The 24296-nt window shown below is 51.8% G+C and carries 21 protein-coding genes; 8 read left to right on the top strand and 13 right to left on the bottom strand.

Going from position 1 to position 24296, the window contains the following annotated elements; all coding sequences use genetic code 11:
• Positions 1-51: 51 nt before the first annotated feature.
• The 3 genes from NDI52_RS06705 to NDI52_RS06715 form a co-directional block, all read right to left on the bottom strand.
• Positions 52-1722, bottom strand: coding sequence for a ribulose bisphosphate carboxylase small subunit (locus NDI52_RS06705; protein ID WP_190771881.1), 1671 nt, complete (start codon positions 1720-1722; stop codon positions 52-54).
• 327 nt (positions 1723-2049) lie between these two features.
• On the bottom strand, positions 2050-2352 hold the full coding sequence (locus NDI52_RS06710; RefSeq protein ID WP_190771880.1) for a EutN/CcmL family microcompartment protein: 303 nt from the start codon (positions 2350-2352) through the stop codon (positions 2050-2052).
• 5 nt (positions 2353-2357) lie between these two features.
• Positions 2358-2699: a carbon dioxide-concentrating mechanism protein CcmK gene (locus NDI52_RS06715; RefSeq protein WP_068507759.1), complete on the bottom strand. Its 342-nt coding sequence runs from the start codon at positions 2697-2699 to the stop codon at positions 2358-2360.
• 1282 nt (positions 2700-3981) lie between these two features.
• Here NDI52_RS06715 and NDI52_RS06720 point away from each other — a divergent pair.
• The 3 genes from NDI52_RS06720 to NDI52_RS06730 all read left to right on the top strand — a co-directional run bounded on the left by NDI52_RS06720 (position 3982) and on the right by NDI52_RS06730 (position 8584).
• The gene (locus NDI52_RS06720) at positions 3982-5817 is read left to right on the top strand and encodes an NAD(P)H-quinone oxidoreductase subunit F (protein ID WP_190771879.1); all 1836 of its coding nucleotides are present in this window, start codon (positions 3982-3984) and stop codon (positions 5815-5817) included.
• Between the two features lie 102 nt (positions 5818-5919).
• Positions 5920-7440 (top strand): NADH-quinone oxidoreductase subunit M, encoded by a 1521-nt coding sequence (locus tag NDI52_RS06725; RefSeq protein ID WP_190789409.1) that lies wholly within the window; start codon positions 5920-5922, stop codon positions 7438-7440.
• Positions 7441-7450: 10 nt separating this feature from the next.
• On the top strand, positions 7451-8584 hold the full coding sequence (locus NDI52_RS06730; RefSeq protein ID WP_190771878.1) for a CO2 hydration protein: 1134 nt from the start codon (positions 7451-7453) through the stop codon (positions 8582-8584).
• 106 nt (positions 8585-8690) lie between these two features.
• Here the strand turns inward: NDI52_RS06730 and NDI52_RS06735 are convergent, their stop codons facing one another.
• Complete coding sequence (locus NDI52_RS06735) at positions 8691-9704, bottom strand: hypothetical protein (RefSeq protein ID WP_190771877.1); 1014 nt, start codon at positions 9702-9704, stop codon at positions 8691-8693.
• A 474-nt stretch (positions 9705-10178) separates the two neighbouring features.
• A complete protein-coding gene (locus NDI52_RS06740) occupies positions 10179-11060 on the bottom strand; it encodes a 4-hydroxybenzoate solanesyltransferase (protein WP_190771876.1) in 882 nt (293 codons plus the stop codon).
• A gap of 163 nt (positions 11061-11223) precedes the next feature.
• Here NDI52_RS06740 and NDI52_RS06745 point away from each other — a divergent pair, with 163 nt between their 5' ends.
• Positions 11224-11841: a ParA family protein gene (locus NDI52_RS06745; RefSeq protein ID WP_190771875.1), complete on the top strand. Its 618-nt coding sequence runs from the start codon at positions 11224-11226 to the stop codon at positions 11839-11841.
• Between the two features lie 473 nt (positions 11842-12314).
• Here the strand turns inward: NDI52_RS06745 and NDI52_RS06750 are convergent, their stop codons facing one another.
• Together NDI52_RS06750 and NDI52_RS06755 are read right to left on the bottom strand one after the other, a co-directional pair.
• On the bottom strand, positions 12315-12620 hold the full coding sequence (locus NDI52_RS06750) for a DUF2973 domain-containing protein (RefSeq protein WP_190771874.1): 306 nt from the start codon (positions 12618-12620) through the stop codon (positions 12315-12317).
• Between the two features lie 48 nt (positions 12621-12668).
• A complete protein-coding gene (locus NDI52_RS06755; protein WP_190771873.1) occupies positions 12669-12995 on the bottom strand; it encodes a DUF2605 domain-containing protein in 327 nt (108 codons plus the stop codon).
• A 491-nt stretch (positions 12996-13486) separates the two neighbouring features.
• Between NDI52_RS06755 and thrS the strand changes: the two genes are divergently transcribed.
• On the top strand, positions 13487-15313 hold the full coding sequence (gene thrS / locus NDI52_RS06760) for a threonine--tRNA ligase (RefSeq protein WP_190771872.1): 1827 nt from the start codon (positions 13487-13489) through the stop codon (positions 15311-15313).
• Between the two features lie 174 nt (positions 15314-15487).
• Here the strand turns inward: thrS and NDI52_RS06765 are convergent, their stop codons facing one another.
• Positions 15488-16303: a type II CAAX endopeptidase family protein gene (locus tag NDI52_RS06765; protein ID WP_199307873.1), complete on the bottom strand. Its 816-nt coding sequence runs from the start codon at positions 16301-16303 to the stop codon at positions 15488-15490.
• A gap of 387 nt (positions 16304-16690) precedes the next feature.
• On the opposite strand from NDI52_RS06765, the gene NDI52_RS06770 reads away from it, so the two are divergent.
• Complete coding sequence (locus NDI52_RS06770; protein WP_190771871.1) at positions 16691-19039, top strand: ATP-dependent helicase; 2349 nt, start codon at positions 16691-16693, stop codon at positions 19037-19039.
• A 100-nt stretch (positions 19040-19139) separates the two neighbouring features.
• On the opposite strand, the gene NDI52_RS06775 is transcribed toward NDI52_RS06770, so the two are convergent.
• The gene (locus NDI52_RS06775; RefSeq protein ID WP_190771870.1) at positions 19140-19592 is read right to left on the bottom strand and encodes an RNA-binding protein; all 453 of its coding nucleotides are present in this window, start codon (positions 19590-19592) and stop codon (positions 19140-19142) included.
• Between the two features lie 499 nt (positions 19593-20091).
• Between NDI52_RS06775 and NDI52_RS06780 the strand changes: the two genes are divergently transcribed.
• Positions 20092-20847 carry a cobalt-precorrin-6A reductase gene (locus NDI52_RS06780; RefSeq protein WP_190771869.1) on the top strand — a complete coding sequence of 252 codons (756 nt, stop codon included), beginning with the start codon at positions 20092-20094 and terminating at the stop codon, positions 20845-20847.
• On the opposite strand, the gene NDI52_RS06785 is transcribed toward NDI52_RS06780, so the two are convergent.
• The 4 genes from NDI52_RS06785 to NDI52_RS06800 form a co-directional block, all read right to left on the bottom strand.
• Entirely contained in the window at positions 20816-21310 is a 495-nt protein-coding gene (locus tag NDI52_RS06785) for a DUF427 domain-containing protein (protein WP_190771868.1), read from the bottom strand. The genes NDI52_RS06780 and NDI52_RS06785 overlap by 32 nt on opposite strands.
• A gap of 120 nt (positions 21311-21430) precedes the next feature.
• A complete protein-coding gene (locus NDI52_RS06790) occupies positions 21431-21679 on the bottom strand; it encodes a hypothetical protein (RefSeq protein ID WP_190771867.1) in 249 nt (82 codons plus the stop codon).
• A 188-nt stretch (positions 21680-21867) separates the two neighbouring features.
• Positions 21868-22272, bottom strand: a complete 405-nt coding sequence (locus tag NDI52_RS06795; RefSeq protein ID WP_348256326.1) for a hypothetical protein — start codon at positions 22270-22272, stop codon at positions 21868-21870.
• Between the two features lie 37 nt (positions 22273-22309).
• Positions 22310-22600 carry a hypothetical protein gene (locus NDI52_RS06800; protein ID WP_190771865.1) on the bottom strand — a complete coding sequence of 97 codons (291 nt, stop codon included), beginning with the start codon at positions 22598-22600 and terminating at the stop codon, positions 22310-22312.
• A 608-nt stretch (positions 22601-23208) separates the two neighbouring features.
• Here NDI52_RS06800 and NDI52_RS06805 point away from each other — a divergent pair.
• Positions 23209-23943, top strand: coding sequence for an ABC transporter ATP-binding protein (locus NDI52_RS06805; protein ID WP_199307872.1), 735 nt, complete (start codon positions 23209-23211; stop codon positions 23941-23943).
• The last annotated feature ends 353 nt before the right edge of the window (positions 23944-24296 follow it).

The raw sequence follows: 24296 nt of genomic DNA on the forward strand, positions 1-24296 counted from the left end.
ATCTTTGAAATTCTCTAGGGGCCACAGGCCCCTAAAAAATCTTGATAGAACTTAACGGGAGGGACGTTGAACAATCAGTTCACCAACCCGACGCTTGGTTTGAGGATCAACCCCGTAAACCTTCACGTAGTGCTTGCTGTTTGCCTTGGTGCACTGTTCTAACGCAGCAAAAACGTCACCTTCAAGGATGCCGTAGCTCGTCCAGGAACTGGTCTGGAAGCGACGGGCATCGGCATGCTCAGCGGCAATGCGGCAACCCTGGCTCACCCACCCGCGAATTTGATCAACAACCTCAGGGCTCAAGCCAGTGTTGCCACCACTGGGTGCGCTGCTAGAAGCCGGAGCCGAGTTGGAGTAGCTGTAAGAAGGCGCGGGAGCTGCAGGGCGAGCAGATTGCCCATTGCTGCTGTTGCCGCCAGGACGCTGCACAATAATTTCGCCAACCCGACGCTTGTTACGAGCATCAATCCCAAAGATGCGAACATACTCACCCCCGTGCTCGGCCAGGCAAGCTTCTAGTCCGGCCAGCACCTCGCTGTCTCGGCTAGAGCGAATGGGGGTGCAGCTATGCCAGGAGCTAGTTTGGAAGCGGCGATGATCCGCATGCTCCATGCCCACCTGGAAGCCGTGGCTCAACCAACCACGTACTTGTTCAACCGCTGACGGATCCAGACCCCCACGGTAGTTGCTGGCAGGAGCGCTGCTGGGCTGGCTGTAGCTGCTGGAGGAGCTGTAGCTGCTGGGAGCCGGAGCGCTGTTGCGGGAAGCGTAACCATTGGAAGTATTGCCGTTGGGACGCTGAATTACCAACTCACCAATGCGACGTCTATTGCGAGTATCAACACCAAACATCCGTACGTACTCGCCCCCATGCTCGGCCAGACAGGCTTCTAAAGCAGACAGCACTTCAGACTCGCGATTAGCCTGGATGGGCGAACAGCTATACCAGGAACTGGTTTGAAAACGGCGCTTGTCAGCATGTTCGGTACCAATGCGGAGCCCCTGTGCCAGCAGGTGCCGCACCTGGTCAACAACTTCCGGGTTTAATTGTGTATTTTGCATATCGGGTTTGTAGCTGGAACGAGTAGAACTTTCTGGCGGCGAGATAGCAGCAGATCGAGCCGGAGCCATAGGGATAGCGTTCCCAGTACTGGGTGCTCCTGCCCGCAGAGCGTCCGCAATCCCCACAATTTGCGTAGAAAAATTAACATCAACCGATTGCACATCGGGCAAGCGATCGGCTTGTTGTTGGGTTGTAATAATCGAACCGGACGGAACAAACTTACCAGGCGGTACTTCAACATCCTGGATCAGTGCGTGCATCATTACGATGCAACCCTGGCCAACCCTCGCATTAAAGACCGTCGAGCGAAAACCAATGAAGCAGTCATCCCCTACGTAAGCTGGGCCATGTACCAGGGCCATGTGCGTCAGCGTGACTCGCTGACCGATCCAGACGGAGTACGGGCGTTGGTCGTCTCCTAATACATTACCCTGTGGTAGCCCATGAATAATGGCACCTTCTTCAACAGTGCTGGCATCCCCTAAATGGAAAGGGCTACTCTCGTCGGCCCGAATCGAACAACCGGGTGCAATCAGTACGTCGGCTCCCACGTATACATCTCCCGCCACCTGGGAAAAGGCATGTACCTGGGCTGTTTTATGAATTGAAAGGCGTGGCTGCCCCGTCGTCGGGGGAGTTACACTTGCGTGAGCCACCATTGTCATTACTTCTCCTGTCGTGCCAGGCGTCGCTAGGGTTTACGCCAATTTCAGGAGCCAATCTCAGAATCTATTGCTCAGTAGTCTTCATGAGCTGCCGTTCTGTCATCAATATCAAGAGAGCATGATAAAGATTTGAAACGGCGTAAAGCGATCGGGCGAACGCTCAACGTGGACTGGCTCAGCGCTGCATTCCACATGTTCGTTGCCCCATCGCTCACGCTCTTGAAATTAGCTCAGCAGGGTCGCCTAAATGCTCTTTTCTTAAAAAGTTAGATATCTATAAAGATGCCAAACCTTGATTGGAAAAAAGCTATATCAGAACGACTACCGATCTTGGTCTCGCTTACTGTAAAGCAGATGATTGTCGAAGCTGACCGTGTCAATAATCCCAATGACGAGAGCATCTAGAGGCCGAGTTTCTCCTCCAGGGGTTTGCCGAGCCGCACTACCCCGGCTTACCAAAACCCACTCTCCCCATCCAGCCCCAACGGTATCAGCTGCCACTTCAAACTCAGGAAGTGGGTCGCCCTGCTCATCGATGTATTGGAGAAGCAGGAATTTGACACCGTGGAGACTGGGTTCTTTATGAGTACTAACAACGGTTCCGCATACTTTTGCAATCTGCATTAGGATTACGGACGGTTAACGGGGCGGATACCGCTCACGCTCTCACGGAATGCTTCAACCGCTTCGGTGTAGCGGATCGGCAGAACGTACTCGAGGTTCTCATGGGGACGCGCGATGATGTGTGTAGAGAGCACCTGGCCTCCATTCACTCGCTTCACGTTCTCGATACCGGCAGCAACAGAAGCCTGAACTTCAGAAACATCGCCACGAACGATTACGGTAACGCGACCGGAACCGATCTTTTCATAACCCACCAGGGTTACCCGTGCCGCCTTCACCATGGCGTCCGCTGCTTCAACTACGGCGGGGAAGCCCAGCGTTTCTACCATGCCAACTGCAATAGCCATCGTTCTCTCCCTTCCAGAATGTCAACTGTTCAAGTTATTTAAATTCAGCAGGTGCTCCCAGCGGGATGAAGTCCATCCAGCAAGAAATTCCCCATTAGCGATCGCAGAGCTACAGACAGCCCCTTAAAACCGCCAAAACCCAGAGGCTATGACCAAAAGATCAAGTCAACCTCAACAAAGTTGGGCTTATAAAAGCAGGTTGCAAAGAAACCCTTCTTACCCTTCTGTCAGATAGATATTTGATATGTCGTTATTAGGTTCGCTAAAGTGATGGCTTAATCTGCTCGCGTACGCTCTAATAACAACGGCTCTGACAGGATCTTCTAATAAACCTTGCCCAACTGACCTCCGACACTCTGTTCGTATGAAGCCGTAAGCAAGATGGTGCAGAAGATAGAGTGACTCCTCACCGCAGTTCTCGTCTGAGAAAACGGCAACCACCTGATTTTAATTGGGAATGCACCTCTCAGTTCCCGATCGTCAGAATACAGGGAGGTGTGTAGCTTTGGCAATATAAACCAAAGTGATTGTTTTTATACTGGATATAATCGCGGATTATACTACCAGGGCGCGATCGCCTTTCTCCCTGCAAGTATTTAATACCGTTCCCGAAAACGGACCCGGTTTACTCTTGTTGAGCTTAGATTGTGGATCGAAACACCTCCTGAATAAATAGATGGAAGCTGATATATAGACCATCGTTAATTGTAAGAAGAAAGGGTGCTAATTATAGAACTTTTAGCAAAGAATTTTGAAAGCTTAAAAGGTATTCACTAAGCGTATTTCTGTTGTTTTGTAAAAATACTTTTTTGTGTTTAGTTGTAAAGTTTGGATAATTTTTCTGCCGGGTGTCTCTATGCTGTTGGATAGATGCAGCGGAGAAAGTCTTTGTATTAAAAGTATTGTCTTAAAGGCTTGCAATATTGTTTTTCAAAGCGCAATCCTTTTTGTTTACACTTTGTAAAAGCTTTTGCTGGAAGTGATATAATTCCCACTAATTTATTAACGTTGAGCTTGGAATTGTGTCCTTCGACGATACAGGCGTGGCTCAGATCGATTGGGTTGCGGATTGACTCGGGTCATATCGTCGATTCCAGGCTCTAATGGAGGGTTAGTTCATTCCCAGCTGGTATTGCAAATAATTCGTTTGTATGCAGTTTGGTGATGAGATTTGGGTTAGCCAGGTATGGCTTAAAGGTTGAGTTGGCCTGTAGGCTGCTTATATCCTCTGGGTGGGGCATAGTGTACTTCTGGCGAATTATTCTTTGAGGATCGGTTGCGGATGGCACAGTTCTTGGTGGATACGGTCTGGTGGGTACCCCTGTATGGCTTGCTGGGAGCCTTGCTGACCTTGCCCTGGTCAACGGGGATAATTCAGCGTACTGGCCCCCGACCTGCGGCTTACTTTAATGTGTTGATGACTTTGCTGTCCCTGGGGCATGCAGTGACTCTGCTGTTCATCGTGTGGGATTTGCCAGTACTCCATATCGACCGCCCCTGGCTCAACTTCATGGATTTGCAGTTGACCCTTTCTGTGGAATTGTCGCGTATCAGCTTAGGGGCTGCTGTGCTAATTGCCGCGCTAAGCCTGCTGGCGCAGATCTTCACCCTGGGCTACATGGAAAAGGATTGGGCATTGGCCCGCTTCTATGCGCTCATGGGTTTCTTTGAGGGGGCCATGACAGGCTTGGCTCTGAGTGATTCTCTGTTCTTGAGCTATGCTCTGTTGGAGATTCTCACGCTTTCCACATACCTGCTGGTCGGCTTCTGGTATGCGCAACCATTGGTGGTTACGGCAGCTCGGGATGCTTTCCTGACCAAGCGTGTTGGAGATTTATTGCTGCTGATGGGTGTGGTGTCGTTGAGTGCGATCGCCGGAACCCTTGACTTTGGTCAGCTCAGCATCTGGGCCGAAACGGCACAACTGTCGCCCCTCGTCGCCACGCTGCTCGGACTGGCGCTAATATTCGGGCCGGTCGGTAAGTGTGCTCAATTCCCCCTGAACTTGTGGCTCGATGAGGCGATGGAAGGCCCTAACCCTGCTTCCATCCTGCGAAACTCAGTGGTCGTGGCATGTGGTGCCTACGTTCTGATTCGCCTTGAGCCTGTGCTGGCGTTGTCTCCGGTTGCCCTAACAGTTTTGATGACATTGGGAGCGGTGACAGCCGTCGGGGCATCTTTGGTAGCAATTGCCCAGATCGACATTAAACGGGCGTTGAGTCACTCAACCAGTGCCTATCTGGGGTTGGTGTTTTTGGCTGTAGGGATGCAACAACAGGATACGGCGCTGTTGTTCCTGTTTACCCACGCGATGGCCAAAGCGCTGCTGTTTATGAGTACGGGTTCTATTATTCTGACGACCAGTACCCAGAACTTGACCGAGATGGGCGGCTTGGGTTCTCGGATGCCCGCAACGGTGCTCTCTTATGTGGTGGGTGCGCTGGGTATGGTGGCCCTCTTGCCCCTGGGCAGTTTCTGGTCAATGCAGCAGTGGGCCAGTGCGGTTGCTCAAAATTCCTCTGGTTTGTTGCTAATTCTGCTTCTGGTGAATGGTTTGACCGCGTTTAACCTGATGCGGGTCTTTGGTCTCATCTTTTGGGGTGAGCCACAGCCTAAAACGCGTCGGGCTCCAGAAGTGCCCTGGTCACTGGCAGTACCCTCGATTTCTCTGACGATCGCGACGCTGCTGGTACCGGTCATGCTGTGGCAGTGGAATCTTCTACCGCCGATGGAAGATATGAACTGGATGGCGACAGGAGCACTGCTTTTTTCCAGTGCTGTTGGGGTGGGCTTATCGGCAGCGTTGTATTTAACACCGCGATCGCCCGAACTTCGGGGCCGTGGGTGGAAGGTTCTGCAAAACATTCTGGCTTATGACTTTCACACAGATCAGCTCTATCGCGTCACGGTTGTTTTTGCGGTGCGCCAGGGGGCGGTTCTGATCGCCTGGTTTGACCGCTACGTCATAGACGGCATGATTAACCTGATGGGTGTCGCGTCCATTCTGGGGGGCGAAAGCTTGAAATATACAATCTCGGGACAATCCCGTAATTATCTGCTGACGTTGTTTGTTGGCGTGATTGTGGGGATTGCCTGGCTGGGTTTTGCCTTTTTGTAAGGCAGACGGCAGAGAGGAGGCAACAGGCTTGCTGCCTGGATGCTGAAGCGGATTGAACGGGTCGAGTGTTGGGTAGGCATTGCAAGGGAGAACGGGACAGTCATGCTGAGTGTGTTGATTGGATTGCCACTGCTAGGGGCTTTATTCATTGCCCTGGCACCGGCTTCGTTGACGGCAGCGCGGCTGCGGCAACTGACATTGGCGATCGCCACGCTGGTGCTGCTCTGGACAGGGGTAATCATGGCGCAGTTTGACCCTGCGATTCCAGGGATGCAGTTCATCGAATCCCTGAACTGGATTGAGCCCTTAGGGCTGACCTACCAGATGGGGGTCGATGGTCTGTCATTGCCTCTGATTGCCGTGAATAGCTTGTTAGTGTTCCTGGTGGTTTACAGCAGCAAACCAGACGTCAATCGTCCGAAGCTTTACTACAGCTTGATGTTGGTGCTGTCTGCTGGGGTGGCTGGAGCATTCCTTGCTCAGAATCTTCTGCTGTTCTTCCTGTTCTACGAGGTGGAATTGATTCCGCTCTACCTGATGATTGCCATCTGGGGGGGAGCACGGCGGGGCTATGCCGCCATGAAGTTTTTGATTTATACCGCCATTTCTGGCATTTTGCTGCTGGCAGGTTTCTTCGGGTTGGCCCTGTTAAGTGGTGTGGGTAGCTTTGACTATGCTCGGTTACTCGATCATGGCCTGCCCCTGGCGACTCAGCTCGCCTTGCTGACTACCCTACTGATTGGGTTTGGTATCAAAATTCCGGTGGTACCTGTTCATACCTGGTTGCCCGATGCTCACGTGGAAGCACCCACTCAGGCATCTGTGCTACTGGCGGGTGTCCTGCTGAAGCTAGGTACCTATGGCATCATGCGCTTTGGTCTGGGGCTTTTCCCGGAAGCCTGGCATGTATTAGCTCCAGCCATCGCTATCTTTGCCGTTATTAACGTGCTGTATGGGTCGTTCGTGGCGATCGCCCAGACCGATATGAAGAAAATCGTGGCCTATAGCTCTATCGGTCACATGGGTTACATCTTGCTGGCTGTGGCGGCAGCGACCCCCCTGAGCTTGGCAGGGGCGATCGCCCAGATGGTCAGCCACGGCTTGATCTCGGCTCTCCTCTTCCTACTGGTTGGGGTGATTTACGAGAAAACCGGTACCCGCGATGTCAACATTTTGCGGGGCTTGTTGGCTCCGGAACGGGGTTTACCGTTGATTGGCACGCTTATGGTTGTGGGGGCTATGGCCAGCGCAGGAATTCCTGGCATGGTGGGCTTCATTGCAGAGTTTATTGTTTACCGAGCCAGCATTACGGTGTTTCCGGTACAAACCTTGCTGTGTATGCTTGGTACCGCGTTGACCGCCGTCTATTTCCTGAATTTGGTGAACCGGGCCTTTTTTGGACGCTTGCCCGAGAGTCTGTCAAACCTGCCCCGGATTTATTGGAGCGATCGCATTCCCTCCATCATTATGGTCGCGCTGGTCATTATCTTTGGCTTACAGCCGGGTTGGATGTTGCGCTGGAGTGAACAAACCAGCGTAGCCCTGGGAGTTCCCCCAACTACGCCAACTGCCACTGCTTTAGCAACACCTTCTGTTACTCCTCTTCCTATCGTTTCGCAGTGATCGATACTCTATGGTAAGTCTCGAAGCTAAGCCAACCAATCCTGCCCTAAACGGCCTGTTGGAGCGTGTCCAGTCGGGAGGAGCACTGCTACCCGATACTCCCGAAAACTTGCTGGAAGTCGTAGGGATTCTCAAGAGCTACGGCATTGTACTGGGTGCTTACTGGCGCAACCTGACCTACATTGCAGACCATCAGTTTTTGGTGTTGTTTCCCTTTTTCAAATATTTCAATGGGGACGTGACGACACAAAAGCTGCTGCGGCACTGGTGGCACGATCGCATCAATTATGAATTTGCTGAATATTGCATGAAGGCTATGTTCTGGCATGGTGGCGGTGGTCTGGATGCTTACCTGGATACCCCCGAGTTTGAACAAAACGCAAAAGCTGCTATCCAGGCCAAGGTGAAGAGTAACCCGTTGATGTCAGGGTTGAATGGTCTAATGCCGAATTTCTTAGTGGAACAGGTGCGACAGCTCTGTTTCTACAGCGGCTTAGGGCAGTTTTGGGAAGTGATGAGTGACATGTTCTTGAAGCTGTCAGATCGGTATGACCAGGGAGAAATTCGTTCCATTGCCGATGTGGTAGAGCATGTTAAGCAGGGTCTGGTTAATGCTGCGGCTAAACCAATTACTTACACGGTCGAAATCAAGGGCAAATCCTACGACATCATTCCAAAGTCTGCTGGGTTGACTTTCCTGGTGGATACGGCGTTGCCCTATGTAGAAGCGGTCTTTCTGCGATCGTTCCCATTCTTTGGAACGGTTTCCTATAACGCTCAAGCCAATCAGATTTCTCCTGAACAGGGGGACTTTAACTACGGGGCACTGTTTGCTGATCCATTGCCTGTCGGAGGAGCCGGAATTCCACCAACGCTTCTCATGCAGGATATGCGGCATTTCATCCCAGATTATCTGCATAGGTTTTACCAGCAGAAAGGACGGGGTGAGGATGACCTGCGGGTTAAAATTTGCGTCAGCTTCCAAAAGTCTATGTTCTGTGTGACGACGGCCACCGTTTTTGGCCTGATGCCACACCCGTTGGATACAACCAATCCGGCAGAGCAGGAGGCTAATCGTGCGCATATCATGGCATGGTTAAAGCGCTTAGAAGATTCACGTTTGCTTTGGATTCAAACGGCATAATTTAGCCTCAATTTAGAGTAGGCCCGAATACCCTTAACCCGAACTCAGGTGAATCTTTCAAAGAAGGGCGGCACAAAGTGCCGCCCTTCTTTGTTGTTGTGACGTGTTAAGTTCCCTGGACAAGACGATAAAAATCTGAGCGGCTTTGTACCCGTTGCCAAGCGGCCTGTTGTTCGGCTTCGATCGCCCGCAGTTCCTCCACCCGTTTCAATACCTGACGCGTGAAATCATCGGCATTGGGAAGGCGATCGGCCAAACTAGCGGCCTCTAATTCAATATCCAGCATCTGTGTTGTCTGCTGGTAGCCCTCAATAAGCTGCTGGGTATGGTTAATACGTTGTTTGAGCAGCTGAATTGCCCCTTCAAGACGGCTAACCCGAGGTGCGTAGAGGCTGGCATTGTGAGCCATCATCTTACTGCGAAGGGTTTGGAACCGTTTAATTAACTCTCGGTGCTCCTGAATTTCTTGCTTTAAAACTTCGCTGTGGTACTGTAAGTCGGCCTTTTGCTGTACCAACTTGAGTTCAGCCATCAAACGCACCTCATCGGGGCGATCGCGCCGCAATGGCGGACTGGATAGTTCAGCCGCACTGTCAATGCGAGAGAGCAGCGAAATAGCGACGGCTGCGGCTGTGATGATGCCCAGATTAACCCCACCAATGAGAGCACTAATGCCCAGTGCGGCAGACATCCCACCCCGTACCTTCCATAGATGGGCCGTGCTAGGAATTGCGGCGCTGGGCCGGAAGGTTTGTCCCAGGGAATAATTCTGAATTGCCATCAGCTTCTCCAGGTGATCGGCGCTACCCGAATAGAGAATGCCAATGCGATCGCCCGGCCTTGCGGGTACCTGATCAACGAGTCCGGGGGTTGTGAACTTCAGAAGCTTTAACTCACGGCCTGGAGTCGCAATGCGAAACTCGTAGCGGCGTCGAAATAACTTGGGTAATTGAGGGTGCAGGTATAACAGTGGCTCACCTTTTGAATGCCAGTGAGATAACCTGCCCCAAAATCCTTCCACTTTGAGTCGGCAATTAAAGCAAGTGGCACGAAACCGTCCGTCTGCTTCAAACCGACCAAGGGAACGGGCGCAACCGGGACAACTGGCAATGGGGTTCATGTCAAGACAAAGACGTGGGCTTTATCTGCTGTTATGACGGGTTTTGAAAGATTTGGGGAAGGGGCAGTAAAGCTTCTTAAAATCAGCCACGAAGGGAAGAACGCACTTTACTAAAAAGCTCAACCTCAAGCAAAACCTCTAAACCCGAATTTTTTCGTTGCCGTGACAAAGCTACTGCAACAAAAAACTCAGGTTTTGGAAGGGTTTTAATTTTTCTCCTGTACTTAACCCCAGTTCGGGTTAAGGGCTTTTTCGAGTGCCGCGCAAAGCGCGGCACTCGAAAAAGCCCATTTTTGCGTGCGCTTCGCGCACGCAAAAATGGGCTTTTGGGCTTATCCCGAACTAAGGTTACTTAAACCGGACTCAGGTTATTTAGAATTATCAATAAAAGTTTTTGAGGGAGAAGCGGCTTAGCCGCTTCTCCCTCAAAAACTTTTACAGGTTATTCATACACAATCTCAGATTGAAAAAATATTAGAGACTGCCAAGAATCATGCCAGCCAGAAGGATGAAACCAATCCAAACATTCTGACCAAAAATTTTGCCATAGATGGATGGGTGAGGTTGCGATGGCGTCAACTGCCAGGTTTCACGAACCCAGGCGATCGCTGCAAACACCACTGTTAACCAATACATCCAGTTGAGGGATAATGCGACGCCCTCGATCGCTAGCAACACCACCGTCGCGGCAAAAAAGATACCCACAGCTAACGGTGCGTGTTTGCCAAAAAATAATGCGCTGGAATTTACCCCAATCCGGCGATCGTCTTCTCGATCAGCCATAGCGTATACCGTATCAAAGCCTAGGGTCCATGTAACGGTTGCCCCCCAAAGCCAGAAGGTAGCAGGCTCTAAAGAGCCAGTGACCGCTGTCCAGCTAATCAGGACGGCAAACCCCCAGGCGATCGCCAGCACCAACTGCGGCACAGGAAACACTCGCTTTGCACCGGGGTATAGCAGAATGACCGGAACTGCCGCCACACACAGCCAAAAACTCAATGGATTTAAGAAGCGGGACAAGCCATAAGCACACAGGAGAGACACCAGCAGAACCACAATGCCCGTTTGAATTGTCAGGGCACGGGAAGCCAAAGGGCGAGTGCGGGTACGCTGCACCTGTGGGTCAATATTTCGGTCCCAGAGGTCGTTGATGACACAGCCCGCGGCGCTAGTAGCCAGGGTGCCGAGGACAATAATGCCCACCAGGAGCAGCGGCGGCGCACCGCGAGATGCCAGTACCACTGCCCACAGTGCAGGGATCATGAGAATGAGGCGTCCGGCGGGTTTATGCCAGCGCAGCAGCCGAATAATCGTAAGCCAGGTCGGTTCTTTTCTGGGATTTTGCTCGGTCAACATGGGCAGACTATCAAGGCGGCTACTTCTTCATTTTGCCGGAAAGGGAACCCAAAACCGTGGCACCAGCCTCGACAATGGGAAAGTGGTTGTTAAGGCCGGGATAGAGCCTGTCCTCTTTATAACAACCAACGACGATTTGTAGGATAGGACGTCTGTACCTTCGATGATCATTACCGTCGCCAGTTTTAAAGGTGGGGTTGGCAAAACCACAACGGCTATTCACCTGGCGGCATTTTTGCAAACCCAGGGAGAAACTCTGCTGATTGATGCGGATCCCAACCGTTCGGCAACGACCTGGGCTAGCCGGGGTAGCCTTCCCTTTGAAGTGATTGATGAGTGGCGATCGCCCTCCCGTATCCGCCGCTTCGATTACGTGGTGATCGACACCCGCGCCCGCCCTGCCCACGAAGATTTGGCCCTACTTACCGACGGCTGTGATTTGCTGGTGCTACCTACAACGCCAGATGTCCTGGCCCTGGATGCCCTGACATTGACCCTGGAACATCTCCACGAGGTAGGCGCAACCCGCTACCGAATTTTGATTACGATTGTGCCACCCAAGCCAAATAGGGATGGCGATCGCGTCAAAGCCATGCTTCAGGACGCAAAAATGCCTGTCTTCGAAACCGGTATCCGCCGCCTTTCGGCTTACCAGAAAGCAGCTCAAGCAGGAACTGCGATCGCCGCCATCAAAGATCCCCGCGCTTTAGAAGGCTGGCAAGATTACGTTCAAGTGGGAACAGAACTCTTGGCTAGCTTTGGAGTTCCTGTGAAAGCTTAAAGCACTTGTTAAGGGCATTGAATGTTATGCGGCAGAGCCGCACAATATTCAACACAGGAGGTCTAGTACGAGGTGCAATCTCATCACCCAAACCTGATCAAAACCTCACAGATGCGAAGCGGCCTAACACCACCCTTGCAAAATCTCCTTGCCTAGAGGGTCTGGGGGAGGGGCACCCCGTCCCCGAGTCGGGAGGTTTGGAGGGCGATGCACCTCCAAGTAGGACTATTGACACCTACCCACTCCCTCGAAGTACCACTACAAAGATTTCTGTCCAAAAACTTACCTGTAGTCCATGCACTACGGGAGTAAAGATCCAAATGGGCAAGACGCTCATCCCATAAGGCATGACAAAAAGGGAAGTGCGATTAAACCGCGCACTTCCCTTTGAATAGAACGGGTGAGATTTTCTGACCTGTTCTTAAAAACTTAGAGGGATAGATGCAACCTACCCTCGCTCTGCATCTCAAACCTCAGCTTTCATCTGGGCCTTTATCTAGCGTGCTAGGGCCAGGAGAGGATTCGTACAGAGCATCCAGACGTTCTCGGGCATCATCTACTGAGATTGACTTCATCACCAAATAGGGTTCGTCAATCAAGCTGCCACTTTCGTCAACCAACTCAGGGTGAGGGGGATTACGCCGTTGCCCTGAACCCGGTCTCCCGGAACCTACAGGCCGACTGGCCTCTGAGCCAAGCGTCATCAGGTTACGAACCATGTTCATAACCGCCAGGAAAGCCAGAATGGTAAAAGCGAGGATATAAAGTAAGTGCAACATACGGGGGTGTGCTTGTATGCAGAGCGCTGTATTTAGATCTTAATCGGTTTAATTTTGTTGTGGAGAGGACTCTAAACGATAACGGATAGCCACTTGCCAGCATTCGGAAACCAGACGGTGCCAGTTCATTAAAACCCCTGTTTCTACGCCAGCCTGACCATCCGTTGCATTTAGTAGAAGCTCAGAAGTACGAACTTCCTGCTCAGCCTGTTTGATTTTCTCTAGCAGAGCTGCTTGTGCCTCTGACCCTAAAAAATCAATCGTTTGTTCTTCAAGCAGGGTGCGCGATCGCCCAAACCAATACTGAAAATCTTCCAGGAGCGGCTTCAGCAATGAACTCAGGACCTCTTGCTCTGGGGGATGCGCGTCAAACATCTGATTTTATAAAACTTGTTCCTACATTACTGGTAATCTTAACGCGATTTACGTTTCGTAATAATTTTTCATGACTATGGCAAAGCTATAGTTCACATAGTTTTTCTCAATTTTGGCTTTGTGTGTCTTCTATATACAAAATTAAGGTTTGCGTCAAATGGTCTGACTAAAGTCACTACTGTGTCTGTTCACGTTGACTATAGGGTCAGGTATGGCTCTTGATCTATTGATCTATAGGACTTAAGTTCGGGCTATGTAGAGCTGACTATGATATTTTTTTCAATACGAAACTGAGTCCTATGGTCTAAGCCCTACCCGTCAGGGCTCAGATCATAAGACTCAGCTTCATTTGGTATAAAGGTCACCCCTTGCGAATTTGACGGCTTAAGATAGAAGAACTGCCATCCAGAGGGTGGCGGCTAGACGGTGATGAATGTTATCGGCATTCCCCCCGCCCGTCATACGTTGTTATTCCTAAAGTGTTCAATCCAATGCCAAACGATCTGCCACCCGTGGCTCCTTCTCCAGCGGAAAAGATCTATCTGCCCAAGACCAGCGAATCCGAAACCCTCCAAAAGATTCGTCACACTGCGTCGCACGTTATGGCGATGGCAGTGCAGAAACTCTTTCCTAAGGCCCAGGTGACAATTGGCCCCTGGATCGAGAACGGGTTTTATTACGACTTTGATAGCCCAGAACCTTTCACCGAGAAAGATCTCAAGGCTATTAAAAAAGAAATGGCTAAAATTATCCGCCGTAAGCTGCCGGTTATCCGCGAAGAGGTGAGTCGAGAAGAAGCGACGAAGCGGATCCAGTCCATCCAGGAGCCTTACAAGCTTGAAATCCTGGAGGACCTGAAAGAGCCGATCACCATTTATCACCTGGGAGAGGCCTGGTGGGATCTCTGTGCGGGTCCTCACGTCGAGAACACGGAGATGATTAATCCCGATGCGATCGATCTGGAGAGCGTGGCTGGAGCTTACTGGCGAGGTGACGAGAAGAAGGCGCAATTGCAGCGTATCTACGGTACCGCTTGGGAGACGCCTGAGCAGCTCGCTGAGTACAAACGCCGCAAGGAAGAGGCCATTCGTCGCGACCACCGCAGGCTGGGCAAAGAACTGGGGCTGTTTGTATTTAGTGATCTGGTTGGCCCAGGTTTGCCTCTGTGGACACCAAAAGGCACTCTCCTGCGCTCCACGTTGGAGGATTATCTGAAGCAGGAGCAAATCCGGCGGGGTTATCTTCCTGTTGTGACTCCTCACATCGGACGGGTAGATTTGTTCAAGACTTCGGGGCACTGGCAGAAGTATCGGGATGACCTGTTCCCGCTGATGTCAGATAACGACGAAACCCGTCAGCAGGAAGAGGGGTTTGTGCTGAAGGCGATGAACTGCCCATTCCACGTGCAGATTTATAAGTCTGAGCTGCGCTCTTACCGAAACCTGCCCTTACGTCTAGCGGAATTTGGTACGGTCTATCGCTATGAGCAGTCGGGGGAACTGGGCGGTCTGACGCGGGTTCGCGGCTTTACCCAGGATGATGCTCACCTCTTCGTGACGCCGAATCAGTTGGATGATGAATTCCTGAAGGTTGTAGACCTGATCCAGACGGTGTTTAAGGCTCTTAACTTGGGGAACTTCAAGGCCCGTCTCAGCTTCCGTGACCCCAATTCCGATAAGTACATTGGAAGTGATGATGCCTGGGAAAAGGCTCAGAATGCGATTCAGCGCGCGGTTGAAACCCTGGGCTTGCCTCACTTCATGGGGGTTGGGGAAGCGGCCTTCTATGGTCCCAAGCTGGACTTTATGGTTCAGGATGCTCTGGAGCGGGAATGGCAGTTGGGGACGGTGCAGGTAGACTACAACCTGCCGGAGCGGTTTGACCTGGAATATGTGGCGGAAGATGGTTCTCGTCAACGTCCTGTGATGATTCACCGGGCACCTTTTGGCTCTTTAGAGAGGTTAATTGGGATCTTGATTGAGGAATATGCAGGGGATTTTCCGCTCTGGTTGGCTCCGGTTCAGGCCCGTTTGCTGCCGGTGACGGAGGAGTTTTTGCCGTTCTGCCGTCAGGTGGTGGAGCAGATGCGATCGCACAATATCCGCGCGGAAGTTGACGAGAGCGGCGAACGTCTGGGCAAGATGATCCGCAATGCTGAGAAGGAGAAAGTTCCTGTCATGGCAATTGTTGGGGCCAAGGAAGTCGAGGCTCAAGCGCTGAGCATTCGGACTCGGGCGTCTGGAGAGTTGGGTTCCCTGGCGGTGAGTGAGGTGATTCAGCGGATGGATGAGGCGATCGCCCAGTTTAAGGACTTTTAAGTCATTTTCTTTCAGTTAAAAAAGGCGACGGTTTAGCCCGTCGCTTTTTTTGTGGCGAAATACCGATGGTGTTAGGCCGCTTCGCATTGGTGGGGTTTGGATCAGGTTTGTGAGGGGTATGTAGGTCAGTTCGTATGGTTTGCCGGTAGGAGTGCTTCACTGGCAGGGCAAGTTTTAGGTTAGGGAAATGGTTGGGCTGAAGAGGAGTTGCCAGCCGATGAGGGCGATCGCTACATCTGCTAATACATGACTGATATAACAGGCCCATAAAGAACCAGAGGTGAGATAGCACCAGGACCACAAGGCCCCTGCGCTAAATACCCCTAAAGAGCCTAATAGAACAACCCACCCATTGCCTGTGTAAGCGGCCAGCGCAATGGTGTGATGCAGGGTGAAGCAGAGAGCTGCAAGACAAACTGCGCCAAGACCGGGGATAAGGGTTTCGCAGTGACGATAGACGAACCCGCGCCAGGTGTATTCCTCGATGAAGGAGTTGATGAATGTAAAGTAAAGGGTGCTTACGATGTAAAGCGTGGGGTTTGTAAGGCCAACTTGTTGGGCTTTTTCCTGAACTGTTATGGGGTTGAGCCAGTGCTGTCCTAATACGTAAGCTATCCAGATGATGCTCAGCATGAGGAGCCCCAGTCCCAGTCCAGTTCGCCAATCTTTCGCCGATGGAGGAGAGGGCGTAAAAGGTGCTCGATCCACTTTTAGAAACCACAGCAGCGGCAGTGCAATCAGCCATACTCGTGTTGCAACAAAGGTGATTGCCCCAAATAGGCCAGGACTGTACAATCGGGCCGCAATACCAAGGCTGGCTGCGGGCACAAACAGGAGTAATGCGAGGGCTGCCTTTTGCTTGATTTGACCTTGAACCATAAGCTGGCTACAGGGATAGGTGGCGTACAATGCAATACCACCAAAGTACTGAATCTCAGCTCGTAGCGCTCGTCCTCGTTCCAAATTTGCTGGATGTGATGGGTAAAACACAGCCCATCCAATAAAATTGCGTAACGTGAGTTTGGGATAAGTTGAAGTGCTGAGTTTTGCGTGCGCTTTGTGCACGCAAAACTCGCTTTTTTCAAGGGTTGCACTTTACAATACTCTGGACAGTTTTTCTGAAACCCTTGATTTTGCGTGCGCGAAGCGCACGCAAAATCAAGGGTTTCAGAAAAACTGTCCGAACTAATGACTTTACATGGTCCTTGAAAAAGGTGAACTCAGGTTGCGTCAGTTCTGTACATAGCGCTGTGCACGTTGATTAAGTACGGTGGTGTGGGGGACTTCGTGCCCCACACCACCGTTTCTGCACTTAACGCACTTGCACATTGCTATAAGCGAGAATAGGGCTAGATAGCCCCTCTGTCAGGTCAGGGTATGGTTGACGCATTTCTGAATATTGAGCAACGGTGGCAGGAGTTGGATGTACAACTGCGACAGTTGCGCGACCAATTGCGGCCCGGCCAGCAGGCGTTGGCCGATTGGACGGAAGGGCCGCTGGCCGTGTCGGCAGTACCAGGTGCCGGGAAGTCAACGGGGATGGCGATCGCCACTGCCATTCAACTGGGCCGTCGCTATCTTCAGGCGCGGGAGGTGGGCCGTCCATCGGATAGCCAAATTCTCCTGGTCACCTTCACCCGCTCGGCTGCCGCCAATCTTCGCCTCAAGGTGCGGCAGGAACTTGAAAAGCTTGGCTTACCCATTAGTGGTTTTGTCGTTTACACCCTGCATGGTTTAGCTCTCAATATCGCAACCCGTCATCCTGATCTATCAGGCCTCACCCTCGATCGCATGACCCTGGTGTCTCCGAATCAGAGTCATCGGTTGATTCGTACCAGTGTGGATCAGTGGGTGGCCGCTAACCCCATTCTCTACCAGCGGTTAATTGAGGGTCAGAGTTTTGACGGGGAAGAGACTGAACGGTTGCGACGGCAGTCAGTGTTGCGCACAGAAATTCTTCCGGGCCTGGCTCACACGGTGATTCGGGAGGCGAAGAGTTCGGGGTTGAGTTCCGAACTGCTCGTGCACCATAGTCGCGATCGCATTCGCAATGTTAGTGAAGCAGAATCGGCGGCAGATTATGATTTGTTGGCGATCGCTGCAGGCCTTTACCAGCAGTACCAGCTCTTGCTGCAACAGCGTAGCTTCATCGACTACGACGACATGATTCTGGCGGCCCTCCGGGTGCTGGAGGATAACGAGGCCCGCTATACCTGGCAGGGACAGATCGCGGCTGTTTTTGAGGATGAAGCGCAGGATTCATCGCCCCTGCAAACTCGCCTGCTAGAGATTCTGGCGACCCATCCTCAAACAGGAGCTATGAACCTAGTGCGAGTAGGTGACCCCAACCAGGCCATCAACTCTACCTTTACCCCAGCAGACCCCGTGTTTTTTCGGGAGTTTTGCGAGGCGTGTCAGGCACAGGGCCAACTGGCGACGATGGATCAGGCAGGCCGCAGCAGCCCGATTCTGATGCAAGCAGCTAACACATTGCTGGCCTGGGTGAACCAGCGTTATCCAGGCCCAAATGGTCTCAATGTTCCATTTCGACCACAAAATATCCTTCCGGTGGCTGCTGGCGATCCGCAATCAGATGCTAACCCCGCTCCGATGGGTCAAGGCCTGGAAATTCGCTTTCCCAATGATCCAGTCCATGCGGTCACTCTGATTGCGCGGCGAGTGGCGGATTTGTACCAGAGTGATCCGGAAGTCCGTCTAGCCATTCTAGTCCGGGAAAATCGTCAGGGTAAATTTATTGCCGATTGCCTTCGCAATTCGAAGTCTGTCGATACTGGGGTCGATTTTGAGCGGTTGGGTCTGGAGATTTATGAGGTTGGAGAGCGCGATCGCCACTCCCACATTCCCGCTGAAATCTTTTCTCTGCTGCAATTTTTGGAGCGGCCCCACTCGCCGGATTACTTGAAAGCGGCCCTGCAAGTGCTGGTCAACCGCCAGCGAGTACCCACCCAGGATCTCAACGAAATTACCCCCCAGCCAGAGCAATTTCTCTTCCCCGGCCCCCTGGATTCGGCGCAGCTGGAGTCAGTGCAGACGGCCCGTCGCTACTGTAACAACCTGCTGCGTGCCCGATTGGAGCTACCCCCGTACCAACTCATCCCGTTTTTGGCATTAACCCTGGGCTATGACCAGACTGAGTTAGCGACTGCTGACAAATTAGCTGTTCGTATTGCTCGCCAAACGACGTTTGAATCTTCTCTGCCGGCCATTCTCAGCGCTCTGGGAGAAATCGTACGAGCCGAACGTTTTGAGCCGGTTCAAACAGATACGGATGCTCGCTATACCCGTGCCGGACAGCTCACCATTATGACGATGCACAAGGCTAAGGGATTGGATTGGGATGCAGTTTTTCTTCCTTTTCTCCATGCCAACACTATTCCCGGTGATGTCTGGATTCCGCCCCAGGGTGAATTTTTAGGGCGTTTTAGTCTGGCAGAAATTGCCCGAGCCCAAATTCGGGCCATCGTTCATGGGCAATTTCCCTTACCCCCAACTCAACGAGCCTGGGAACAGGCCAACTATCTTAAACTGGCTGAGGAATTTCGTTTACTTTATGTAGCCATGACCCGTGCCCGACGATTGTTGTGGATGTCCGCAGAGCGAGAAGCCCCCTTTACCTGGAGCAATCCGGGCAACATTCAGTCGCAGAATCCAAGCCCAGCGATCGCAATGCTCCAACAACAGGCCGTTCAATGGTTGAAACGGTAACCCATCATTCCCGCCCCGACTGGCGGCGGTCTAACCGATAAAAAATGGGAGCGTTCTACAGAACGCTCCCATTGCCATAGAGGACTATTGATAGCCCTAATTAGGAATTGGTAGTTTGAGCCGCCAACAATTCCTTCAGTTTCTCGAGCTCTTGAGCCCAACGAGGGTCAGGCTGTACGGAATCGGAATCACCACTGCTGGTGCGCTTCGGCTTGTTGCCACCGCCACCGCTGTTATTCTTGCGGCGACCGCCACCCGATGGGGCGGGTGCGCTCACTTCGCTACCCTCTTCGCCTTCACCCTTGGTACGAGGGTTCGCTTTCTCAATCTTGAGGGTGCTTTCTTTCAGGGTGTATCCGTTGTATTTTTCGATGATTTTATCCGCTTCTTCGTCCGTTTTCACGGTAACGAAGCCAAAACCACGGCACTTGCCAGTTTTGCGATCGGTAATGACCTTGGTGCTAACGGAATCGCCATATTCTTCAAAAAGTGCGGCTAGTTCCTGGCGCTCAAGCTCTTTAGGCAAATTGCCAATGTAGAGACGAACAGACATAGATTAAAGATTCCTCCAGACGTCGGTTTCAGACAAATTTGCTTAGAACAGCTATTTGCTAACCACAAATAGAGCTAGCCCCTCTAAGGTGATAGATTCTGTCATGAGAAAAGAAAAGATTTTTACTCAAAACAATTCGCCTGGCTTAATACCCAATGCCCAGGCTTATCACACTAATCACTAAGGTATCACGGTTAAACCGCAGGTATGTGTATCTGTGGGAGATTTCATTTATAGCCAACAGGAATTAATACAAACGTTTGGCATTGCAGCCGGAAGAAAGGATTGTAGAATATCTCGTGCCCAAGCTGAAATAAAAACCAGCCACGGAAGGAGGCTGGTTATACTTGCTGTGTTGGAAGGAGAATTCAAGTTTGGCTGACAGCACGACCGGTAGTCATGAAAACTCATTGGCTCAAAGCCGCGATCGCCATTCCAAATCCCTGTTAAGAAATGTAACACTTGTGTGCAACCTTTGCAACGAAACTCAGCATTTGGGATGAATCGCGTTCTGATTTTGGGTGGTACAGAGTCCGCGTTTCAGTTGGCAGAAGCCCTTACTGGTCTGGGTTTGACCGTTATGACATCCCTGGCCGGGAGAACTCAACAGCCTCGTACGCCAGTTGGATTATGGCGGGTGGGCGGCTTTGGCGGGGTAGCAGGGCTAGTCGCTTACTTGCAGCAGGAAGAAATTGATGTTGTGGTAGATGCTACGCATCCCTTTGCCGAGCAGATGTCTCAGCAGGCGGCGATCGCCACCCACACCTGCCATATCCCCCGGCTTATGCTGGTGCGCCCTGCCTGGAAGGCTGAGGAGGGCGATCGCTGGCTATCCGTCCCAACGCTGTCAGCCGCCGCCGAAATACTTCCTGGTTTGGCCCAACGTATTTTCCTGGCGATTGGCCGTCAGGATCTGGCCACCTTTGCGCCTCTGCGTAGCCTGTGGTTTCTCATGCGGTTGCTGGAAGCTCCTCAACCGGATGCCGCTCTTCCTGGTGGCGAGATTCTCTATGGCCGTCCTCCGTTCACTGTTGAGCAAGAGCGAACCTGGATGCTGGAGTATCGGATCGAGGCCTTAGTCTGCAAGAACAGCGGCGGCTCCACAAATGCCAAGCTTCAGGCTGCTCGGGAGTTGAGCCTGCCTGTCGTGATGGTGGAACGACCCCCATTACCTGAGGGGCCGCAAGTTGCGACTGTTGCAGAAGCGGTGGAATGGGTGCTGCTTACCAACCCCAACTGCCCGGCTCACCTTTGAATGGGCCCACAATATCTGACGTAACCCAACCGCCATAGAAATTTCCGGGTTGAGGTTGAGCCTTTTCGCCATCCACATAGCAGGCATCCATGGCATGAGCATAGAAGGCTACGTGGTCTTGAATGGCAGCGAAGGTAGGTGTGGGGTTGGGATAGCTCCAGGCAACGTCGGTAGCTGTGCGATCGCCCACTTTCACGGTAAAGTAGCGGGCCTGCCCCTTCCACTCACAAAAGCTGCCCCGCTCAGCCGCCACCAGGTACTCCATCTTGATGTTTTCTGGCGGGATGTAATAGGTTGGCGGATGGCTGGTTTCTAACACCCGCTTGGCGCGGTGTGTATCAGCAATCGTGACCCCATTAAAGATGATTTGGATGGGTTTGGAGGTTTCTTCCAGGCGTGGGGGACGGGGATAGTCCCAGACCGATTCTTGACCAGGGCCGGGGGGGATGGGTGCGGGTCGCATGGCGATTTCTCAAGATAGAGTAGGAAAAACAAAGATACAGCATTTTCCAGGCGGATGAGGTACGTGGGCTTTGTCTCACGTACCTCATCTGCTTGGAACGGGTGATAAAGCCTGGAAAGGTTAATCCACGCGGATCTCCTGGGGGTTGTTCCACCGGATAATGATCTCGCCACCCAATGCGTTGACAATATCCTCAATGATGTAGAGCTTGACATTGTCGGGGTCGTTGAGAGCTTTGCCGATGCTGGAGTTGTATTTCAGCACTGGGGGGACATCGCCATCTTCGGACCGCAATTTGCAAACTTCCTGCGTGAGTTTGTACTGGCTATAGCCCAACTGCTGCATGCGGTGAGCCAAAATTTCTTTCATGTCCATCAGGACGGTATGCCGTAAACGCTAACGGTAATCATGCTTGATTGAAGAACCCATTTGAGGTTGTTCACGGAGAGAGTCCCCGAGAAAACAATAGCTCAAATGGGTCGTGAGAGAGGATAACGGAGAAGCAACCCCATTTGGAGCGATCGCCTGTCCCATCGCTCTCAAAATGGGCTTTACACCTAGGCAGCCAAGGCCAAATCCATCGCCAAGTCCACATCGCGGTCTAAAACCATAGAAGCAATCTCGTGCCGTAGCTTGAGCTTGGCAACACTAAACGCATTCCGCAGCATCTCCAGTTGGATTTCCTTGCGGGTACGCTTCTCTCGGGCTCGTGTCAACTGCTCTTGATAGGTCCGTAGCTCTGGATGGAACCCACGCAACTCTCCGCGCTTCGCCCGACGCTGGGTGTCGTTCTTCAGCTCACGGTTGCTGGCAATGGTGTTTTCAATGCTCAGGTCAATTCGGGCGATCGCATACTCTAAACTCGCAACTTCGCGGTCGAGACGGGCGATCGCTGTCCTCAACTTGGCAATCTCATGGGGATAGTCGTTGATCGTTAATTCTGGTTTCCGAGGGGTTTGCATAACCATAGTGTGTGAATCCTTATTGAAAAAATCTGTTTTACGCCACAGCTTGACCGGCACCCGAATCCTGTTGCTGCCGCTGGTCGATCGCCCTCAGGGCGTGTTCAAAGTCGTGCCGATTAAAGGGATAGGCTCCGCTGTAAAGGTGGTAATCCATCTCATTCACGAGTGCTTCGATGGATAACTCTAACCAGCGCTGCATCGCCTCCATGAGTTCTGGATCGGTGTAGGGGTCTTCGCCCCATCGCTCCCGGAGGTTGTGCTTCAGGTCAGGCAACGCATCAGTCATGGCCTGCCGAATGCGGGCCGAGTTGATGTACAGTTCCATGGGAACTCCTCTAAAAATTGGGCTGAACGACCTCGGCTCAGAGGCGAACGATCAGACGGGATAGTTTGAAGACGGATGGGGGCAGAAAACTGGGCGATACCGCACGTTACACACGCTCGCTCACTGGCTCATATCTGTAAGCCAAGGCTGGTCAATAGAGAGAGCGATCGCCACAGCACTTAATTTATGTATTCATTATAGCGTACCTACGCTATAGAAAGGGCAAAAAATACCCTATTTAAAGCCATAAAAGCGTACTTTTGTTCTAGTGCGAAAATGGGCAGATTTGGGCCGTATAGCGGCCGCTTTAAACATCATTTCTTAAGCGCAAAGCCGACCACAGCACAGTCAAAGTTGGGCAAAATGAGGATATAGCATGAAAGTGCTATATATGGCGATCGCTCTCCTCTCAAAACCCCACTCCACAGCCCAATCAAATTACCTCTCAAAATTCCATGATGCAGGTTCGCGCTATACCCTTCTGATTGTTTAAATCCATGCGGGTTGAGTGTAATTGTTTAGCCCCTCAGGAGTGAGGCTCCTCATGGGCAGAATTTAGGGTTACAGTAGCAACGACCCCTCTCGGTGTCGGCATGATAAGGCTGGGCATGGGCGCATCAAATTCTGGTATTGAAGCGGAACGTCAGGCGGTGATTCGCCTGGATAACATTTCCCGTGTCTATGGTCAGGGAGAAGCGATGATTCGGGCGTGCGATCGCATCTCTCTCTCCATCCACGCTGGGGAGTACTGCGCTATTATTGGCCAGTCTGGTTCCGGCAAAAGCACGCTAATGAACTTGATAGGCTGCCTCGATCGCCCGACTTCAGGGCGCTACTACCTGGATGGAGTCGAGGTGTCGCAGCTTAGCAAGAGCCGCTTGGCGAGAATTCGCAACCGCAAGCTGGGCTTTGTGTTTCAGCGCTATGAGCTGCTGCCAAATCTGACGGCTCTAGAAAACGTCATTTTACCCATGATGTATGCCGGAGTAGGGCACTCGCTTCGGCGTAAACGTGCCGAGTATGCTTTGCAGCGGGTGGGGTTGAGCGATCGCCTCCACAAAAAGCCAGGGCAATTGTCGGGGGGACAGCAGCAGCGGGTGGCGATCGCCCGCGCATTGGTGAATCGTCCGGTCCTTCTGTTGGCCGATGAGCCAACGGGGGCACTGGATACGCAGTCAGCTCAAGTCATCACCCAGATTTTCGATGAACTGCATGCCAGTGGTATGACCCTGATTGTAATTACCCACTCCCAGGAAGTGGCCAGCTACAGCCAGCGCATGATCCGTATGAGTGATGGACGTATTGTAGATGATAGTGCGACGCCGGCCGCTATACCTCGTTAAGCCAAATGGGCGTAGGACAAGGCCTTACATCCATCTCTTGTACTTCATCGGCTCGGAAAGGGTTATAGATTGAGGAGCTGTATCAGCATCCGTCGAGATGTTTGAGAACTTAGTTTTTTGTTGTTCTGTTAAAACAAAAACTAAGTTCTCGCAGAATATCCAATTATGTGTTTGTCTGATAGGCCATTTTGAAAATTACTGTGTTTATGGCTCATGCTTTTTGCAATTACCTCAGGATTTTATTATTTGTCTACCCGTTTTAATAGAGCCTGATATTTTATCTCTGAATTTGATGTTTAATACTTCTCTTTTGTACTGAGTCTGGATACTTGACGGAGGCTTGTGAACATGAG

The sequence above is a fragment of the Leptolyngbya sp. PL-A3 genome, assembly GCF_039962325.1.
In the GTDB taxonomy this organism is placed as follows: Bacteria; Cyanobacteriota; Cyanobacteriia; order Elainellales; family Elainellaceae; genus Vacuolonema.

What these genes read in the sequence shown, in the direction of transcription:
- NDI52_RS06705 (WP_190771881.1), bottom strand. Translation starts at nt 1,722, where the DNA reads ATGGTGGCTCACGCAAGTGTAACTCCCCCGACGACGGGGCAGCCACGC.
- NDI52_RS06710 (WP_190771880.1), bottom strand. Translation starts at nt 2,352, where the DNA reads ATGCAGATTGCAAAAGTATGCGGAACCGTTGTTAGTACTCATAAAGAA.
- NDI52_RS06715 (WP_068507759.1), bottom strand. Translation starts at nt 2,699, where the DNA reads ATGGCTATTGCAGTTGGCATGGTAGAAACGCTGGGCTTCCCCGCCGTA.
- NDI52_RS06720 (WP_190771879.1), top strand. Translation starts at nt 3,982, where the DNA reads ATGGCACAGTTCTTGGTGGATACGGTCTGGTGGGTACCCCTGTATGGC.
- NDI52_RS06725 (WP_190789409.1), top strand. Translation starts at nt 5,920, where the DNA reads ATGCTGAGTGTGTTGATTGGATTGCCACTGCTAGGGGCTTTATTCATT.
- NDI52_RS06730 (WP_190771878.1), top strand. Translation starts at nt 7,451, where the DNA reads ATGGTAAGTCTCGAAGCTAAGCCAACCAATCCTGCCCTAAACGGCCTG.
- NDI52_RS06735 (WP_190771877.1), bottom strand. Translation starts at nt 9,704, where the DNA reads ATGAACCCCATTGCCAGTTGTCCCGGTTGCGCCCGTTCCCTTGGTCGG.
- NDI52_RS06740 (WP_190771876.1), bottom strand. Translation starts at nt 11,060, where the DNA reads ATGTTGACCGAGCAAAATCCCAGAAAAGAACCGACCTGGCTTACGATT.
- NDI52_RS06745 (WP_190771875.1), top strand. Translation starts at nt 11,224, where the DNA reads ATGATCATTACCGTCGCCAGTTTTAAAGGTGGGGTTGGCAAAACCACA.
- NDI52_RS06750 (WP_190771874.1), bottom strand. Translation starts at nt 12,620, where the DNA reads ATGTTGCACTTACTTTATATCCTCGCTTTTACCATTCTGGCTTTCCTG.
- NDI52_RS06755 (WP_190771873.1), bottom strand. Translation starts at nt 12,995, where the DNA reads ATGTTTGACGCGCATCCCCCAGAGCAAGAGGTCCTGAGTTCATTGCTG.
- thrS (WP_190771872.1), top strand. Translation starts at nt 13,487, where the DNA reads ATGCCAAACGATCTGCCACCCGTGGCTCCTTCTCCAGCGGAAAAGATC.
- NDI52_RS06770 (WP_190771871.1), top strand. Translation starts at nt 16,691, where the DNA reads ATGGTTGACGCATTTCTGAATATTGAGCAACGGTGGCAGGAGTTGGAT.
- NDI52_RS06775 (WP_190771870.1), bottom strand. Translation starts at nt 19,592, where the DNA reads ATGTCTGTTCGTCTCTACATTGGCAATTTGCCTAAAGAGCTTGAGCGC.
- NDI52_RS06780 (WP_190771869.1), top strand. Translation starts at nt 20,092, where the DNA reads ATGAATCGCGTTCTGATTTTGGGTGGTACAGAGTCCGCGTTTCAGTTG.
- NDI52_RS06785 (WP_190771868.1), bottom strand. Translation starts at nt 21,310, where the DNA reads ATGCGACCCGCACCCATCCCCCCCGGCCCTGGTCAAGAATCGGTCTGG.
- NDI52_RS06790 (WP_190771867.1), bottom strand. Translation starts at nt 21,679, where the DNA reads ATGAAAGAAATTTTGGCTCACCGCATGCAGCAGTTGGGCTATAGCCAG.
- NDI52_RS06795 (WP_348256326.1), bottom strand. Translation starts at nt 22,272, where the DNA reads ATGCAAACCCCTCGGAAACCAGAATTAACGATCAACGACTATCCCCAT.
- NDI52_RS06800 (WP_190771865.1), bottom strand. Translation starts at nt 22,600, where the DNA reads ATGGAACTGTACATCAACTCGGCCCGCATTCGGCAGGCCATGACTGAT.
- NDI52_RS06805 (WP_199307872.1), top strand. Translation starts at nt 23,209, where the DNA reads ATGGGCGCATCAAATTCTGGTATTGAAGCGGAACGTCAGGCGGTGATT.